General features: G+C 29.2%; 13 protein-coding genes. 10 read left to right on the top strand and 3 right to left on the bottom strand.

All coding sequences use genetic code 11. The features are described 5' to 3' along the window. The first annotated feature begins 43 nt into the window (after positions 1-43). Both BWR22_RS08215 and BWR22_RS08220 read left to right on the top strand, forming a co-directional pair. Complete coding sequence (locus BWR22_RS08215; protein ID WP_076733204.1) at positions 44-1,384, top strand: DEAD/DEAH box helicase; 1,341 nt, start codon at positions 44-46, stop codon at positions 1,382-1,384. A 9-nt stretch (positions 1,385-1,393) separates the two neighbouring features. After that, complete coding sequence (locus tag BWR22_RS08220) at positions 1,394-2,932, top strand: SDR family NAD(P)-dependent oxidoreductase (RefSeq protein WP_076733205.1); 1,539 nt, start codon at positions 1,394-1,396, stop codon at positions 2,930-2,932. A 7-nt stretch (positions 2,933-2,939) separates the two neighbouring features. Here the strand turns inward: BWR22_RS08220 and BWR22_RS08225 are convergent, their stop codons facing one another. Then, positions 2,940-3,845, bottom strand: coding sequence for an EamA family transporter (locus BWR22_RS08225; protein ID WP_076733206.1), 906 nt, complete (start codon positions 3,843-3,845; stop codon positions 2,940-2,942). A 328-nt stretch (positions 3,846-4,173) separates the two neighbouring features. Between BWR22_RS08225 and BWR22_RS08230 the strand changes: the two genes are divergently transcribed. From BWR22_RS08230 to BWR22_RS08265, 8 genes are all read left to right on the top strand, one after another. Continuing rightward, on the top strand, positions 4,174-6,024 hold the full coding sequence (locus BWR22_RS08230; protein ID WP_076733207.1) for an OmpA family protein: 1,851 nt from the start codon (positions 4,174-4,176) through the stop codon (positions 6,022-6,024). 200 nt (positions 6,025-6,224) lie between these two features. Further along, complete coding sequence (locus BWR22_RS08235; RefSeq protein ID WP_076733208.1) at positions 6,225-7,256, top strand: serine hydrolase domain-containing protein; 1,032 nt, start codon at positions 6,225-6,227, stop codon at positions 7,254-7,256. Positions 7,257-7,513: 257 nt separating this feature from the next. Next, a complete protein-coding gene (locus BWR22_RS08240; protein WP_076733209.1) occupies positions 7,514-9,274 on the top strand; it encodes a helix-turn-helix domain-containing protein in 1,761 nt (586 codons plus the stop codon). Positions 9,275-9,471: 197 nt separating this feature from the next. Continuing rightward, positions 9,472-10,596, top strand: a complete 1,125-nt coding sequence (locus BWR22_RS08245; protein WP_076733210.1) for a serine hydrolase domain-containing protein — start codon at positions 9,472-9,474, stop codon at positions 10,594-10,596. A 57-nt stretch (positions 10,597-10,653) separates the two neighbouring features. Then, positions 10,654-11,295, top strand: a complete 642-nt coding sequence (locus BWR22_RS08250) for a hypothetical protein (protein ID WP_076733211.1) — start codon at positions 10,654-10,656, stop codon at positions 11,293-11,295. 33 nt (positions 11,296-11,328) lie between these two features. Next, a complete protein-coding gene (locus BWR22_RS08255; RefSeq protein ID WP_076733212.1) occupies positions 11,329-12,195 on the top strand; it encodes an SDR family oxidoreductase in 867 nt (288 codons plus the stop codon). Positions 12,196-12,261: 66 nt separating this feature from the next. Continuing rightward, positions 12,262-13,365 (top strand): serine hydrolase domain-containing protein, encoded by a 1,104-nt coding sequence (locus tag BWR22_RS08260; protein WP_076733213.1) that lies wholly within the window; start codon positions 12,262-12,264, stop codon positions 13,363-13,365. Between the two features lies 1 nt (position 13,366). Then, positions 13,367-14,620, top strand: a complete 1,254-nt coding sequence (locus tag BWR22_RS08265) for a S41 family peptidase (RefSeq protein WP_076733214.1) — start codon at positions 13,367-13,369, stop codon at positions 14,618-14,620. Positions 14,621-14,888: 268 nt separating this feature from the next. Here BWR22_RS08265 and BWR22_RS08270 read toward each other — a convergent pair whose 3' ends face one another. Then, on the bottom strand, positions 14,889-16,640 hold the full coding sequence (locus BWR22_RS08270) for an amidohydrolase family protein (RefSeq protein WP_076733215.1): 1,752 nt from the start codon (positions 16,638-16,640) through the stop codon (positions 14,889-14,891). Positions 16,641-16,702: 62 nt separating this feature from the next. Beyond that, complete coding sequence (locus tag BWR22_RS08275) at positions 16,703-17,563, bottom strand: mechanosensitive ion channel family protein (protein WP_076733216.1); 861 nt, start codon at positions 17,561-17,563, stop codon at positions 16,703-16,705.

Here is a 17,563-nt window from a genome sequence, read left to right on the forward strand (position 1 = left end):
TTGTGCTATAAAAAGTGTAGTTATATTTACAAAAAAATATTTTATGTCAAAACAGTTTTTAAATATTGGAATTAATAACGACTTTAAAGAACGTTTATCTTCATTACAAATCTCTGTACCAACAGATATTCAAGAAAAAGTTATTCCTATAATTCTAAATAAAACAGAAGATCTTGTTGCGTTAGCAAAAACAGGAACAGGAAAAACAGCTGCTTTTGGCCTACCATTGCTTCAATTAATAGATGTAAATAACAAAAATATTCAAGCTGTTATTTTAGCACCAACAAGAGAATTAGGGCAACAAATTTTTAATAACTTACAATCTTATAAACCAGATAATTTGGATGTGGAAATTTCTGGACTATTTGGTGGTATACCCATAAAACCACAAATAGAAAAACTAAAAAGTACAACGCATATAATTGTTGCAACACCTGGTCGTTTAGCAGATTTGTTAGAGCGTCAAGCTATAAATATTACAGAAGTAAATTATTTTATTTTAGATGAAGCCGATGAAATGGTAAGCGCTCACAAAGAAGGAGTAGATACTATTATTAAAGCATTACCAAAAAAGCGAAGAACGCTCTTATTTACGGCAACTTTACCAGGAAGTATTAAGCAAATGATTCAAAATTACATGACTAAAAATGTAATTCAAATTGAAGCTAATATGGAAACGCTTGGGCATCAAGGTATCGATCATCAATATATAGTTGTTGAGCCTATAGAAAAGTTAGAAGTATTACTTCATTTTTTAAATTCTAATTTGGGACATCGTGGTATTATTTTTTGTAAAACAAAAGCAGCCGTTAATAAATTAGCAAAAAAGTTAGCCATTAATAAATTCTCATCTGGTGCAATACATGGAAGTTTAACACAAGGTATTCGCGACCGTATAATGGAGCAATTTAGAGAAGGACATATTTCTATATTAGTAGCTACAGATTTAGCTGCTCGTGGCATAGATGTTAAAAACTTGTCTTGGGTTGTAAATTATCATTTACCAGACACTTACGAGGCTTATGTGCATAGAAGTGGGCGTACAGCAAGAGCAGGAGCAAAAGGCCTTTCTCTTACAATTATACAACATGAAGAAATAGAAGATATTGGCGATTTTGAAGAAGAATTAGATATTACTTTTACACCTTTTAAAAAACCTGATGCTAAAAGCATTGCCGATAATAACACACTATTATGGGCAAAAAAAATATTTAAAACTAAACCTAATAGGGAAGTAGATGAAGGTTTAAAAGGAAAAATTAAAACCATTTTTCATCATTTAACAAAAGAAGAATTGGTAGATAAAATTTTAGCAAATTATTTAGCGAGCACAAATACTTTAAACGAAAAAAAAGAAGATTCTAAAACAAAAAAAAGCAAATAGCTTTTATATATGGAGGAAAACGAAATTAATAAAGACATAGCGCATTGCATTAAAACCATTCAAAATTTATTGGATGATACTAATCAGCTTTTCGATTTACCAGAAGCACAACGTATAGAGCTTTTTAAAGTAGCAGGAGCTTTAACAAGACCAAATCGTGATGAGTTTCAACGCAGACGAAAAGATGCTAAAAAAGCAGCAAAGCGTAAAATGATTGAAAGCGACAAGCACGCTAGAAAATCTACGGGAATTCGTTCGGCAAGAGAAGCCGCTTTATTTGTTGCTCCTAAATTATTAGCCGCAGCAGCAATTAATAATGAAGATACTCCAGAATTAGAATCGCCAAGAAACTGTTACGTTTGTAAAACAGTATACACTAAACTGCATCATTTTTATGATGCTATGTGTACAGAATGTGGAGATTTAAATTATGCTAAACGTTTTCAAACTACAGATTTAAAAAACCAAGTCGCTGTAATTACAGGTTCTCGATTAAAAATAGGATATCATATTACATTAATGTTATTACGTTCTGGTGCAACAGTTGTTGCAACAACACGTTTTCCTGCAGATTCTGCTATTCGTTTTTCTAAAGAAGAAGATTATAATGCATGGAGCCATCGTTTACACATACATGGCCTAGATTTAAGACACATACCTAGTGTAGAAATTTTTTGTAATTATATAGAGCAAAAATACGATAGATTAGATATTTTAATTAATAATGCAGCTCAAACTGTTAGAAGACCATCTGGTTTTTATCGTCATTTAATGGAAAATGAAAAATTACCAATAGATAAACTTCCAAAATTAGCACAAACCTTATTAAAAGATCATGAAAGTTGTTTAGACGAATTGTCTAGTTTAAGTATTGGTCCATCAAAAGCAAATAAAAATAACGTATTACCGGTAACTTGGCATGGTCCAGAACCAGGAATAGGACTTAGAAATTCTGCAGAACTTTCTCAAATTCCATATAGTTTCGATAATTCTTTACAAACATCTGAAGTGTTTCCTGAAGGAAAGCTTGATGCCGATTTACAACAAGTTGATTTAAGAAAAACCAACAGTTGGAGACTTAAATTAGGAGAGATTGAAACTACAGAAATGGTAGAAGTGCAACTTGTAAATGCAGTAGCTCCTTTTGTATTGTGTAATCGTTTATCTAACTTAATGATGAAAGAAAATACAGGCAAAAAACATATTATAAATGTGTCTGCAATGGAAGGGAAATTTCATCGTTTTAAAAAAGAAGACCGACACCCACATACCAATATGGCTAAAGCAGCCTTAAATATGCTAACACATACGTCTGCAGCAACTTTTGCTAAATCTGGGATATATATGAATGCAGTAGATACTGGATGGGTTACAGATGAAGATCCGGCAGCATTATCTAAAAAGAAAGTAGAGGTACACGATTTTCAACCACCATTAGATATTGTAGATGGAGCAGCACGTGTAATGGATCCTTTAATAGATGGTATAAATACAGGTAAGCATTGGAGTGGTAAGTTTCTAAAAGATTACTTTCCCATAGATTGGTAGCAAAAAACTATTTATTAGAATATAAAATCAAGAACACACCTATTAAAATACCAATTAATGGTACTAATTTTTTACGCTTATTATGTTCTTTAAATACTAAACCTCCAATAACAACAGCTATAATTATTTGACTTCGTTTTATTGCCGACAGCAACATTATTAATGCATCGGGATCTTGTAATGCTTTAAAGTAAAAATAATCTGCTGCTTGTAGTAAAACACCAACAGCAATTATAGACCAACGAAATTTAAACGCTTTACGTTTTGAAGCATAAGGAAACCAAGTAATACTTAGTATTATTAGTAGTATTAAAATTGTATAAAAACAAAACCAAAATTGTAGCGTTTGTGGATTTAAACTTAAACTTTGTATTAAAAACTTATCATACAATCCGCTTGATGCACCTAAAAATGTAGCTGCTATAATGGCAAAAATCCATTTATTACTTTTAAAAATAATACCTTCTTTTTTTCCTATTTTAGAATATAAAATCACAGAAAAAATAATAATAAAAAAACCAAACCATTGGTATAAATTAGGGCTTTCTTTATAAATTAAAATTGCACCAATAAATGTAAAAAATGGTCCAGCACTTCTAATTGGGGTTACAATAGTTATAGGCAAATGTTTTAAAGCTTGATAAGCCAATACCCAAGACGCAGCCATAATAATAGATTTTACTACAATAAAAGCATGAGTTTGTAATGAAATGTCTTGAAAAACATAACCATGTTCTGCAGCATAATCTGGATAAACTATAGATAATACTTTAAATACAAGTACAAATACAAAACCACTAGAAACAGTACCCAATAACACTGGAAAAACTTCGTTTCCTTGTACTGCGTGTTTTTTACAAAGATTGTGTAAACCTAAAAAAAGAGCAGCTAATAAGCCTAAATACATCCACATGGCGCGAATATAGTTTTTTGTAAGTTTTTTGTTTTAAAAATTATCGAGGATTTTTAATAATTTCCTGTTTAACCCTAATAATATCTAAGTAACAGTAATTTAAACAAAAATTAACAACTGTTTAAGTCGTAATAATAATCACAAAAATCATGTTTTTTATTACTAAAAAATGATTGTTTTATAATAAAAAACAAAAGTTTCTCTTTAAAATTATAAATTCCATAATAGCCTCTGTAACACATGTTTTTACGTAGGAAAATTATTTAAAAATTAGGTTTGTTATATCAGTGTTATTTCGTTAATTCGCGCACTCAAAAAATAAATTTATATGAAACATAATTACAATTATTTTGCAATAGTATTATTTCTGGCATTTTTTGCTCAGTTATCTTTTTCTCAAGAGACAAACAAAAATTGGTCTTTTGAAATTGGTACTAGTGCTGTAGACCTTTTTCCTGTAGGAGAAAACACTCCACAAGGAGATTATTTCGACGAATTTTTTAACCTTAACGATCACTATAATTTTGGTGCTTATGTAGGTGTTACTAAAAACTTCAACAAACACTTATCTATAACTGCTAAAGGTACAGTTAACGAGATAAGTAAATATGGTGAGTTTGGTGAAACAGATGAAAGTGTATTAGTTGATAATTTAAAATACTATGGTTTAGATGGTATGATAAATTATAGCTTTGGTCAAGGAAAATTACAACCATTTATTGCTGTAGGTGGTGGTTACTCTTGGTTAGAAGAAGGACCATATAACACTTTCTCTAGCACATCTAACAGCTTAGTTGGTGCTGGAACTGTAAATGGATCTATTGGTCTTAAATATTGGGTAAGTAACAGGTTTGGTATTAATTTACAAACTACTTACAAGCATGTTTTTGAAGATTACTTACCAAAACATTGGGATCACAATTTAGGTATTGTTTATAAATTAAATAAAGAAGAGCAAGAAGGTGTAGAAACAGAAACAACTACTACAGAAAATAATCGTTGGTCTTTTGAAGCTGGTTTTAGCGCTATCAACCTTTTTCCTGTTGGAGAAAACGCACCACAAGGTGACTATTTTGACGAGTTTTTTAATTTAAACGATCACTACAACTTAGGTCTTTATGTTGGAGTAACTAGAATGTTAACTAATAACTTATCTATTACAGCTAAAGGTTCTGTAAACGAAATAAGTAAATATGGTGAGTTTGGTGAAACAGATGAAAGCGTATTAGTAGACAATTTAAAATATTACGGATTAGACGGTATGGTTAACTATAAGTTTGGTCAAGGAAAATTACAACCATTTATTGCTGTAGGTGGTGGATATTCTTGGTTAGAAGAAGGACCATATAACACTTTCTCTAGCACTTCTAACAGTTTAGTTGGTGCAGGAACAGTTAATGGATCTATAGGAGCTAAATATTGGTTTACAGATAAGATTGGTGTTAACTTACAAACAACTTATAAGCACACTTTCGAAGATTATTTACCAAAACACTGGGATCACAACTTAGGTCTTGTTTACAAGTTTGGAAAAGAAAAGAAAGAAGAAGTTAATAATGATATTGATGGAGATGGTGTACCAAATGAATTTGATTTATGTCCAGAAGTAGCAGGTTTAGCTAGTCTTGGTGGATGTCCAGATACAGATGGTGATGGCGTTACAGATAAAGACGATTTATGTCCAGAAGTAGCAGGTTTAATTGAATTTGGAGGTTGCCCAGATACAGATGGAGATGGTTTCCCAGATAATAAAGACAACTGTCCTAAAGTAAAAGGTACAGATAATGGTTGTCCTGCAAAAGTGGTAGAGACACCAACTGCTCCAGCAGAAATTAAACCAGCAAGTTTAAGAAAAGTTTACTTTGGCTTTGATAGTGTTGAATTAGATGATAATGCTAAAGAAACATTAGATGAAATTGCAAATAGCATTTCTAACATGCAGTACAACATTGCTATTGAAGGTCATGCAGATAGCAGAGGAAGTAATGATTACAATTATAACCTTTCTGTAAAAAGAGCTCAAGCAATTAAAACTTACCTTCTTTCAAGAAATTTAAGTAACGATGCTATTTCTATTTCAGGTAAAGGAGAAACTCAACCTATTGCTCCAAACACAACAGCGTCTGGAAGAGCAAGTAACAGAAGAGTTGAATTAACTATAAATATTTCGGCTAAGTAAATATTTATTTTGTTGTTAATTTTAAAGTGCTACTATATTTATAGTAGCACTTTTTTTTTGTTATTAATTATAAAATGATTCATTTAAAAAATAACTCAAAACAATTCATCTATAAAAAATTACAGATCAGTAAGTAAAAATATACTCTATTAGTAATCCAAAATATATTTGCATCAGAAATAAATTTAATATTAACGATTATGAACAAAAAAAAAATAAAAATCATGCTTAGAGTTATATTAATAGTTGGTTCCATTGCTTCATTATGCTTTGTGCCTTGGATATTAGTGAAAGCGTGGATTTTACCTTTACCAAATTCCGTTGAAGAACAATTAGACGAAGCTGTAAATCATGGGTTTGAAGGTGTTATTGTTTATGTAGATCAGGCCGGAAAAAGCCCTAAAAAATATGCTTCAGGTTGGCATAATAAAGAAGAAAAAATACCTGCAAAACCAGATGCACTTTATAAAATAGCTAGTATAAGTAAATTATACGATGCTGTTGCTGTAACCAAATTAGTAAGTAGTGGAAAACTTTCTTTAGATAAAACACTTGCACATTATTTGCCAGAACTAATCGATAGAGTAGAGCATGCAGATAAAATTACATTAAGATTAATGATTCAACATAGAAGTGGAATTCCAAATTTTACAGACACACCAGACTTTTGGGCAGAACCTACAGAAACATTCGAGGAAAGTTTAGCTCTAATTGATGGTAAACCAGCAAACTTTAAACCAGGTAAAAAATATGAATACTGTAATACTAACTACTTATTTATCAATAAAATAATGGATAATGTTTTAGGGTATTCTAATTTTAAATTCATTCAAGAAGAAATTTTAAATCCTTTAAATCTTAAAAACACATTCAGTTCGGTTAATGAAGTAAACATAGATCATGTAATGAGTGGTTACCATGTTGGGTATGAACATGATTTAAAAACAAACGATTATGGCATGCACGCTACAGCCGAAGATGTTGGTAAGTTTATTAGAGCATTAAATAATGGAACTGTGTTTAAAAATAATGAACAGGAAATATATGCTTCAGTTTATAAATTTGAGCACGATGGATGGGTTCCTGGATATCAAATTTTTACTAAATACTATAAAAACATAGATGCCGTAGTGGTTTTTTTCTACAGTACAACCGATCCAAAATTGCTTAACTGGAATTTATCTCAGATTTTAAATAAGAGAATTTACAGAATTATTAAAAAAATCGAATAATGAAGATTAATAAAGAAATTGCATTCATTTTTTTAAATAAGGTAAGTTGTATACCAATATAGATTGTACATACGCTTTATCAGACATCATAGAATATCATTTTAGCTTAACCATGATTTTATGTTAAATGAATTTATGTATAAAATATTAGGACGATTTTATACAACTTATTTAACAATTTATGTTTTTTGTTTTAATTTGTATAAAACCAAACTTTGATTAACCAAAAATCCATAGCAGTATTACCTTTTGTCAATATGAGTAATAATATTGATAACGAATATTTTTGCGATGGTATTACCGAAGAAATAATTAATGCATTAACCTCTATTCAAGGCTTAAAAGTTATTGCAAGAACTTCTTCTTTTGCTTTTAAAAACAAAAATATAGATGTCCGCCATATAGGAAATCAATTAGGAGTAGCAACAGTTTTAGAAGGCAGTATAAGAGTTTTTAAAAAAAGAATTAGAATTACTGCACAACTAATTAATACAACAGATGGTAGTCATTTTTGGTCTAATAATTTTGATAGAGAACTCTCAAATATTTTTGAACTTCAAGATGAAATTAGTCTTTTAATTGCCGATAAAATAAGAGAGAATTTTGGGCATTTTGAAGTTAAAGAACAACTGGTAGAGCATCCTAACATTTCTACACAAGCGTATCAAGAGTTTTTAAAAGCTAAAAAATTAACAGCACAATTTAACAAGCAAGCCATTTTAAAAGGTATTTCTATTTTAAAAAATATAATAGAAGCGTTTCCTAATTTTGCCTTAGCTTATATTAACATACATTATGCATATAATAGTATGGCTGCCGGCGGACTTATGCCTGTAAAGGATGCCTTTAGAAAAGGAGAAAATTACCTTAAAAAAGCACATCAATTAAATGTAAATCTACCAGAAGTATATCATTCTTATGGATGGAATGCTTTAAATAAAAAATGGGATTTTAAAACAGCAAGCAAACATTTACAAAAAGCACTTGAGTTAAAGCCTGGATATTCAGATGCACATCAAAAACTTTTTATCACTTTAATTTTAGAAGGCAATCTTACAGATGCTAATTACCATATTAAAAAAGCTTATAGTCTAGATCCATTAAATGATTTAAATAATTATTTCATGGCTTATAATGCCTATGTAAACAAAGATTTTTCTGGTATTAATACATATTTTAATCGTTGTTTTGAAATAAATAATCAATTTATGGTTGGTTATGGTATTTATGCACTTGCTTTAAGCTTGCAAAATAAACCGTTAGAAATAATTAATGTAGCTAATACTATTCCTGAAATTGAAGGAGCAAAAGTAGAGCGTTTAATAATGACTACTATAGCTTATTGTTTACAGCAAGAAAATGATAAAATTCAAGCTAACATAGATGCATTATTGCTTTTAATGGAGTCTGAAAGTCGTGAACGAGTAAGCTTTTTTTTAATTTACATTTATACATTAATTGGCAGTTATACTAAAGCTCTGGATATTATTGAAACAGGAATTTTGCATAAAGAGCCATTAATGACATTATTAAAAGTAGATCCTTTATTATTGCCGTTGCATAAGCTCGATAGGTTTAATGAGTATTTACAAATCATTTTCGAACGCTCTAACGCGCATATCCCTAAAAAAGAAGCTATTGTTAAACAACTCTTTTCTAAAGCTCAAGAAAAACAATATAAAGCGCTATTAATAAAAGTAATGGAAGAGGAGCAGTTGTTTTTAAATTCAGATTTATCGTTACGTATACTGGCTCAAAAAATAGACATTAACGCTAACCAAATGTCATGGTTACTTAATTCTAGCTTTAAAAAAAACTTTAATGATTTTGTAAACCAATACCGTATTAATCATTTTAAAACTATTGCATTAAATCCAAAATTTAATCACATTACTATTTTAGGTTTGGCTTATGACAGTGGATTTAATTCTAAAAGTGTATTTAATACTTACTTCAAAAAAAACGAAGGTATTACACCTAGTCAATGGGTAAAAATTAATAAAGCCTCGTTGTTATAGCACTTGTTTTTTCTTTTTTTAAAACACTCCATATTATCTTCTAAAAACGGTTAGTTTTTACATTTTTAAATGTAAATGAGATAGTTAATGTTATAATTCCAAACGTTCTAAATTATAATTTAAGACGATTGGTGACACCTTATGCTTCAAATTTGCACTATCAAAACAATATTAATCCATTTTAAAACTAACCAATAATGAAATCATTAAATCAAACATTAAAAAAGGAAAAAACGTTTCTAAAAAGGAGAATAGTAAATCACTTTATAATAGCACTTTCTCTATGCATGTTAACTTTTATGTCATCTTGCTCAAATGATGATGATATCTCATCAACAATAAACTATTCTACTGCTGAAAACTTACTAAATAGCATCGATTTTAAAGGTTATGCTATTGTAACTAAAAACGGAAATGATCTAGTCCGTAAAGGATTTGGACTAGCAAATAATAGTACAGCAATGCCTCAAGGTTACGATGTTGCCTATCGCATAGGTTCTGTTACAAAAACTTTAACCGCAGCTGCAATAATGCAACTAAAGCGAGATGGCTTAATAAGTAGTTTAAATCAAACTTTAGACGAATTTGATACCGAATTTCCAAACGGAAGCGAAATTACAATAGCTCAATTATTATCGCATCAATCTGGCATTCCAGATTATCAATTTGTGGTTGAAGAGGCATATAACCAAGGAGAAACATTAGACGAAGAAGATATTTATGAAGTTATTATAGCATTAATTCTAGAAAACGGTCTCAATTTCTCACCTGGTTCTAATAAACAATATAGCAATTCAAATTTTCTCATCGCAGCTTTACTAGTGCAAGAACTAGCTCAAATGTCTTACCACGATTATATTCAGCAAAATATTTTTAATTCATTATTAATGACAGATACTTATAAAGGTACAAGTGTTATTAACGTTAATACGCACGCTCAAGGTTATAATAATGGAAGCGTTAATAGCACTTATCCAATAAACATAGCTTTTGGTGCTGGAGATTTTAGTAGCACACCAAAAGACATGGAAACTTGGACCAATGCCGTAAAAACAAATTGGTTTACAGACACTGAAAAAGCCGAAATATTTGCTCAAAATGTACCTAGTGGTTATGTAGATTTTGGTTTAGGCTGGTTTACCACGCAAGAAGGAAACACCACACTTTATTGGCATGGCGGTGATATTGATGGCTATTGGAGTATGATAGGTTTTATACCAGAATACGATGCTACAATAGTATTGTTAAGCAATCAACAAGATGACACAGGATTGCAACGTAATACAATTATTGAACAGCTATTAATAAACGAGTTTAAGTAAAAAATCTTTAAAAGGTAACATCAATCAAAAAGACGAACTATCAAATACTTATTAAAAATGAAAAAATTATTAATCATCTGCTTAGCATTATGCACATTTAGTGTTTTTGCACAAGAAAATTTAGAGGCATCACAAACTAACACTAGTTTAAAATACAGGTTTAGTTTTCCTGCAATTATTTTAGGCAACATTGGTAAAGGAGGAGAAAGAACTAATACGCAACATATAGAATTTCATGTAAAAAAAGAACTAGATGCTAAAAATATTATAGGTGTAAAGTTCGCTACATGGAGATTGTTTCAACCTATGGGAATTCAATGGTGGGATGACCTTACTAACAAAATAGATTCTAAAACCGAGTTTTATCCAGGTTATCTAAGAGAAACAGGTATAGGTCTATCTTACCAACGTATGCTTTGGAAAGGACTATTTGCTTCAGTTGAAGTATTGCCGCAATACAAAACCTATTTAGATCTTAACAACAAAAAAATAGCAAATGGTTTTAAGCTTTATACATCTTATCATGTAGGTTATCATTTTGCTTTTGGAAAAAAGAAACAATTCTTTATAGAACCTCAGTTTCATTGTCAAAATTGGATGATTGATACTAATACACCAGATGCATTTAAACAATTAGATAACAAGTGGGATTCTTATTTTTTATTTGAGCCTAACCTTTATTTAGGCATAAAGTTTTAAAAAACAACCTATAGCGTTTAAAACTTAAAAAAAATGGAAAAATCTATTTCACAAACTATTTTATTAGCTGGAGCTACCGGATATTTAGGAAGTTATATTGCAAAAGCACTGGTTGAAGATAGTTTTAAAACAAAACTAATAACAAGAACAACTAAAAAGTTAACACATTTAAAAAGTAAAACGGTAGAAATTATAGAAGCTGAAGTAACAAAACCAAAAACGTTATACGGTATTTGTGAAAATGTAGCAACAGTAATTTCAACCGTTGGTATTACTAGGCAAAAAGATGGATTAACTTATATGGATGTAGATTACCAAGCAAACCTTAACCTTTTAAACGAAGCTAAAAGAGCAGGTGTTAAAAAGTTTATTTATATATCGGCAATACATGGAGATAAATACAGACATCTTAAAATATTTGAAGCAAAAGAAAAATTTGTAGATGCATTAAAAACGTCCGGATTGGAATATGCTATAATTCGTCCAAATGGTTTTTTTTCTGATATGAAAGATTTTTTAAACATGGCTAAAAAAGGGAAAATCTATCTTTTTGGAAATGGAGAACAAAAGTTTAATCCTATACATGGTCAAGATTTAGCTATTGTTTGCTTGCAATCTATTAAAAGCACAACTACAGAAATTACGGTAGGTGGACCAGACATTTTAACATTAAATGAAATAGGAGAAATGGCTTTAGATGCTATACAAAAACCAAATAAAATAATCCATTTACCGCATTGTATAAGGCGATTTATATTATGGAGTTTACGAAATTTTACATCGTCTAAATTTTATGGACCAATAGAATTCTTTTTAACTTTAATGGCAGAAGATAATATTGCGCCACGTTTTGGATCTAAACGATTGTACCATTTCTTTAAAGAAAATATAAACCAATAGTTTAGAATTAAACTGCTAGTACTGTATTTATTTTTGGATAATTACACTTAAAAAATTAAACAAATTATGAAACGACTTATACTAATCTTAGTCTTTTTATCAACTTTAGCAAGTGCACAAACAGACACTATAAACAAAATGATAAAAAGTAAAATAAACCATAATTTACAAGAACCATTACACAGTATTTTGTTTTATTTCGAAAATGAAAACTATCGTTATAACGAAGGTTTTGGTTTGGTAGATAAAAACAAGGATACTGTTTCAAAACATAGTGCTTATAAAATAGCAAGCAGTACTAAAATGTTTGTTTCAACTATTATTTTACAACTTGAAGAAGAGGGAAAACTTAATATAACAGATAATGCATTTCAATATTTACAAGATATAGAATACCTTAAATTTAAAGATTTTCATATTTTTAATAATAAGCATTTTGCCAAGCATATTACTATTAAACAACTTTTATCTCATCGTTCTGGATTAGCAGATATTTTTACAGATAGGGAAGAGGCCTTTTTTTTAGAAATCACTCAACATCCAAATACGCAATATTCACCAAAAAAAATTATAGAGTTGTATTATAAATATAACTTAAATAAAGAGCCACATTCTAAACCTAATCAAGGTTGGCATTACTCAGACATAAACTATGTTTTACTTGGTTTAATTATAGAAAAACTAGACAATACAACACTTGCACAATCCATAAGAAATAGAATAATAGCACCTTTAAATATGAAGGATACTTATTTTGAATTTTACGAAAAACCAACTCATAAAAAAGAAGTAATACATCAATATATAGGTAATATTAATTTTTCTAAAATTAATACATCTTTTGATTGGGCTGGTGGCGGATTAGTATCTACAAATTTAGATATGGCAACATTTATACAAGGTCTGTTTCATCTTAAATTAATAAACCAAAAATCTTTACAAAAAATAATTGACGTAAAATTTACCAAAGAAAACGAAAGTAGATACGGCTTAGGTGTTTATGAGTTTGTGGTAAACAAAGATACTTTTTACGGTCATTTTGGGTTTTATGGTACTTTTATAGGTTATTCTCCTAAAACAAAAACAACACTCTCGTATAGTATTAGTCAAGCAACTCCTTATTTTAACACTTATAAGTTTGTAAATGAAATAATTAAAAGTGCAAAATAAAATGAAACCAATACTAATTTCAGTTTTTTGCCTATTCATTTTTAATGGTTTTTCTTATGCTCAAAACAAAAAGGAATGGCTAGAAGATATAGAATATTATAAAAAAACGTTAGAAGATAAGCACATAAACCTTTACCATACCATTTCAAAAAAAGAATTTAATACTGAAATTAAAACTTTAAAGCATAAACTATCTACGTTAAACAACTTTCAAATTATAGTAGAGCTCATGCGTATTACTCAAAAAATTGGAGCAGGAGCAGGAGATGGCCATACTTCGGTGCCTTTATGGAATAAAGAACTTAATAAATATCCTTTAGAGCTTATAAATTTAGATGGAGAATTAAAAGTTGTTAGTATTACCAGTAAGCATCAACAATGCCTTGGTAAAACATTAAAAAGTATTAATGGTATTCCTGTAGAAGAGATTTATAAAAAAGTCTCAAAATTAACTCCATTTACAGAAAACAATTACTCTTTAATGGATAGAACTTGCAGTTATATGGTTATTTCGGAAATACTAAAAGCTTTACATATTATAACAAATACACAAAATGTAGAGTTTACTTTTATAGATGAGCAAGGAATAAATATGTCTATTATACTTAAAGCTTATAGCAAAGATGCTTTAACCAAAATTAATTATAAAAAAATAAAAAACACGCATTCAAGTATCGCTGTATCAAAGGATGAAAAAAATAAAAATTTTTGGTTTACAACGCTAAATAATTCTAAAACTGTTTATATAAATTTTAATGCGTATCCGTTAAAAGATGATATTACAAATTTCTCAAAACAAATTTATAATGTTATAGAAACCAACAAGTCTAAGCATTTAATTATAGATTTACGAGACAATCATGGTGGCGATTTTTTTAAAGGTTTAATACTTGCAAATTATTTAAACGCTTGTAATTCTATTAATTGGCAATCTAATGTGTATGTTTTAATTAATAGAAAAACATATTCGGCGGCAATGGTAAATGCTATACAGTTTAAGCAAATATTACACGCTAAATTGGTAGGAGAACCAACAGGATCTAATCCTAATGGTTATCAAGATTTGGGACAATTTAGTTTACCAAATTCTAAATTATTAATAACTTACTCAAAACGTAAATTTCGTTTTCAAAATATAAATACTAATGGTTTGCAACCAGATGTTTACATTGATTTAAAATGGAATAGTTATAAAAATAATAAGGACGATGTTTTAAATTGGGTTTTAAAAGATATTGCTAAAGTAGAATTATGAAAATGTAATCTCTAAGAATCGCGTATTTTAAAATTTATATAAGATTGTACAGAATATTAAAATTAAAAGAAGCATTAAATTTTATATTTATTTATCTAGAAACTAAATATTATAAAATACAGCAAATCGTTATATTATAATTAAATAGAGTGAGTGTTAAAATATTCTATTTTACATAATATTAATTATAGTACATTTTATAACAATTAGCGTAATAGCGCTCTTTAGTGATTTTTAATATAATTAATGATATAACGCCGTTTTATGTTTAAAGGATTAAATCGTCTTCCTTTTGCAATAAATAATCTTTACTAAAATATTTACGTAAAAAAGCATCTGTATTGTTATAAAACACTTTATCTATAGCTTCTTCCCAAGGTTGTCCAGCCATTAAATCGTCTATTTCTTTTAAAGAATATTGTGTTTCAGACGGCAAGTTAATAACATTAAAACCTTGATATTCTGGCATTACATAATTGTTTAAAGCTTCGGTTATTTTTGCTCTAAATGCAGGTAAATGTGCAGCTGTATTATAATGGTCGAAAGGATCTACAATACCATCGTTATCTGTGCCTAAACAAATGGTTTTCCAAGCATCAATTTCGTTTATTTTAGAGGTTGTTCTTGTTTTGTTTACCTTTCTAATATAAGCCATATTAACTTTTACAATATGGAATACATTTGTTAAAAACATTTGTACATGTAGTTTTTTAGTGATTTCCTCGTCTGCTTTTTTTAATAATTTTCTAAATTTATTACCAGGCATTCTACCATCATGCATACAAATACCTATTAATCCGTCTGACTTAAAAATTTCTACTATATCTTGGTCTGTTAAATTAATATCCCAAATACTAACGTATGAGTTTTTATCTAAATTAAAACTGTCTTTTGTTATAAGCGCATTGGCTAAAGTATCTATACCGCTTACAGCTGCATGACTACAAATAACAGGTACATTGTCTTTTAAAGCATCGCTTTTTTCTCGCATATTTTGTAGTAAATCGTAATAGCTTTTTCGTGCCAAAACAGACATGTGTTTAACGTCTATTAAAATGCGCTGTCCGTTTTCTCGAGACAGTAAATGGTCTATAATTAATAACATTCCAAAACTAGAAATACCTAAATCTTGACCAATGGTTTGATCGAAAATATCTGCAAATCCAGGATCAAAAGTTCCTTTTGCATCCATAAAACTTTTAGCATGCCCAACAAGTAAATTATTAAAATGATGTGCATATGTTATAAAAAATGGAGGAAATTCTTCTTTTTTTATGGCTTCAATATTTTTTATAAATGCTAATTTTAATTTGTTTTGTCGCTCTAGCGGAAGCGTTTCAATTTCAGCTGTTTCAAACAAATCTTGTTTATTATAAACACCTAATGCGTGCATGCCTTCTATGGTCATGATACCACAAATAGTATCTTGAGCTTGTGTTTCTAAAAAATGCTCGTAGTTTTTTACTAACTGAAACTTTGGTTGCATGCCATTAATAACGTTTTTAGAAGTAGTACCACTGGCATGTAGTAAGTATTGATATTCTAAAATATAATCGTAAAAATAATCTATGGTAGTTATACTATTGTCATGAATAGGATCTATAAGTCTGCTTGCTGTTTTTAAAGAAATGCCAGATAGTAAAGACACAATTTTTTTATCGACATCGATATTGTTTTTAGTAAATTTTTTACCAAAAATTAATCCTAAAATAAATCTATGAACGCCTGTGCTTTTAGAAAACGGCCTGTATGGTTTTAAAAAAGGCTTTTCTATTGGGTAAACAGAGCAAAACACTAACCTATTATTACCTTGAAAGCAGCTATCTAAATTAGATTGCGAATAGGTTGCCATTTTTTTTAGTACAATATTAATAATCCATTTACGCGGACTTATATCTTTAAAATAATCTTTAGGTTTATTATTTTTAAAAAAATCCCAAATACTCTCTATTTCTGCAGGATTTCCATAAGGTTTTAAACTAGGATGATTGTGTAAATCGGAAATAGGCTTATTGCTCATAAAGCATTATTTTGGTTGGATTGATGCAGTAATTTACAAAATATTTAAAGCTTTTAATATTATTATTTGTCCATTTTAATTGTTCTAATAGGAAAAGGAATATTAATATTATTAGCATCAAAAGTTTCCTTTATACGCATTATGGCTTCGCTTTGTGTGGTGTACATCTGGCTTTTTTTAGTAAAATCGATATAAAAACGAGTAATAAAATTTATAGAGCTGTCTCCAAATTCTGTATAGTAAAACTCTATTTTTTCGTTACTATTTTGAGGGAATTCTGCTTTAATTAAATCTAACACTAACTGTTTTACTTCTCTTAAATTAGACTCGTAACCAACACCGCAAGAAATAGTTATGCGTCCTCTTTTATAAAATGAGTAATTAATAAAAGGTTCTTCTATAAATTTAGAATTAGGCATAACAACAATATGGTTATCTGGCCTTCTTAATACTACATTTCTTAAATTAATTTCTTCTACAAAACCACTATGTTCCGATGTTTCTACAAAATCGTTAATTCGTATTTTAGGTAAAAAGGAAAGCATAACACCAGAAAAAGTATTGCTTAATGTACCTTGTAAAGCTAAACCAATTGCTAAGGCTACTACTCCTGCTCCAGCCAAAATAGATGTTAACGCTTTATCTAAATCTAATACGCCTAAGGCAATAAAAAAACCAGCTGAAAGCATTACAACGTAAATCATTTTTACAATAATGCGTCTAACAGATTGATTTTTAAGTTTTTTTCTTAAAATTTTTCTTAAAACTGAAGCTATTCCTCTTGCTAAAAAATAAAAAAGAATAACCACTAAAATGGCAATTATAAGATTAGGAACTCTTAGTATAATTGCTTCGTACCAACCATTTAGTTTATCCCAAAGTTTATCGACCGCTTGTTCTGTTTGCTGAAAGTAAAGAAACAT

Origin of the sequence: Lacinutrix venerupis, from assembly GCF_001971745.1 — a bacterium.
GTDB classification, from domain to species: Bacteria; Bacteroidota; Bacteroidia; order Flavobacteriales; family Flavobacteriaceae; genus Lacinutrix; species Lacinutrix venerupis.

Bases quoted from the DNA above. Each gene is read 5' to 3' on its own strand.
- BWR22_RS08215 (WP_076733204.1), top strand. From the start codon at position 44: ATGTCAAAACAGTTTTTAAATATTGGAATTAATAACGACTTTAAAGAA.
- BWR22_RS08220 (WP_076733205.1), top strand. From the start codon at position 1,394: ATGGAGGAAAACGAAATTAATAAAGACATAGCGCATTGCATTAAAACC.
- BWR22_RS08225 (WP_076733206.1), bottom strand. From the start codon at position 3,845: ATGTGGATGTATTTAGGCTTATTAGCTGCTCTTTTTTTAGGTTTACAC.
- BWR22_RS08230 (WP_076733207.1), top strand. From the start codon at position 4,174: ATGAAACATAATTACAATTATTTTGCAATAGTATTATTTCTGGCATTT.
- BWR22_RS08235 (WP_076733208.1), top strand. From the start codon at position 6,225: ATGAACAAAAAAAAAATAAAAATCATGCTTAGAGTTATATTAATAGTT.
- BWR22_RS08240 (WP_076733209.1), top strand. From the start codon at position 7,514: ATGAGTAATAATATTGATAACGAATATTTTTGCGATGGTATTACCGAA.
- BWR22_RS08245 (WP_076733210.1), top strand. From the start codon at position 9,472: ATGAAATCATTAAATCAAACATTAAAAAAGGAAAAAACGTTTCTAAAA.
- BWR22_RS08250 (WP_076733211.1), top strand. From the start codon at position 10,654: ATGAAAAAATTATTAATCATCTGCTTAGCATTATGCACATTTAGTGTT.
- BWR22_RS08255 (WP_076733212.1), top strand. From the start codon at position 11,329: ATGGAAAAATCTATTTCACAAACTATTTTATTAGCTGGAGCTACCGGA.
- BWR22_RS08260 (WP_076733213.1), top strand. From the start codon at position 12,262: ATGAAACGACTTATACTAATCTTAGTCTTTTTATCAACTTTAGCAAGT.
- BWR22_RS08265 (WP_076733214.1), top strand. From the start codon at position 13,367: ATGAAACCAATACTAATTTCAGTTTTTTGCCTATTCATTTTTAATGGT.
- BWR22_RS08270 (WP_076733215.1), bottom strand. From the start codon at position 16,640: ATGAGCAATAAGCCTATTTCCGATTTACACAATCATCCTAGTTTAAAA.
- BWR22_RS08275 (WP_076733216.1), bottom strand. From the start codon at position 17,563: ATGTTTCTTTACTTTCAGCAAACAGAACAAGCGGTCGATAAACTTTGG.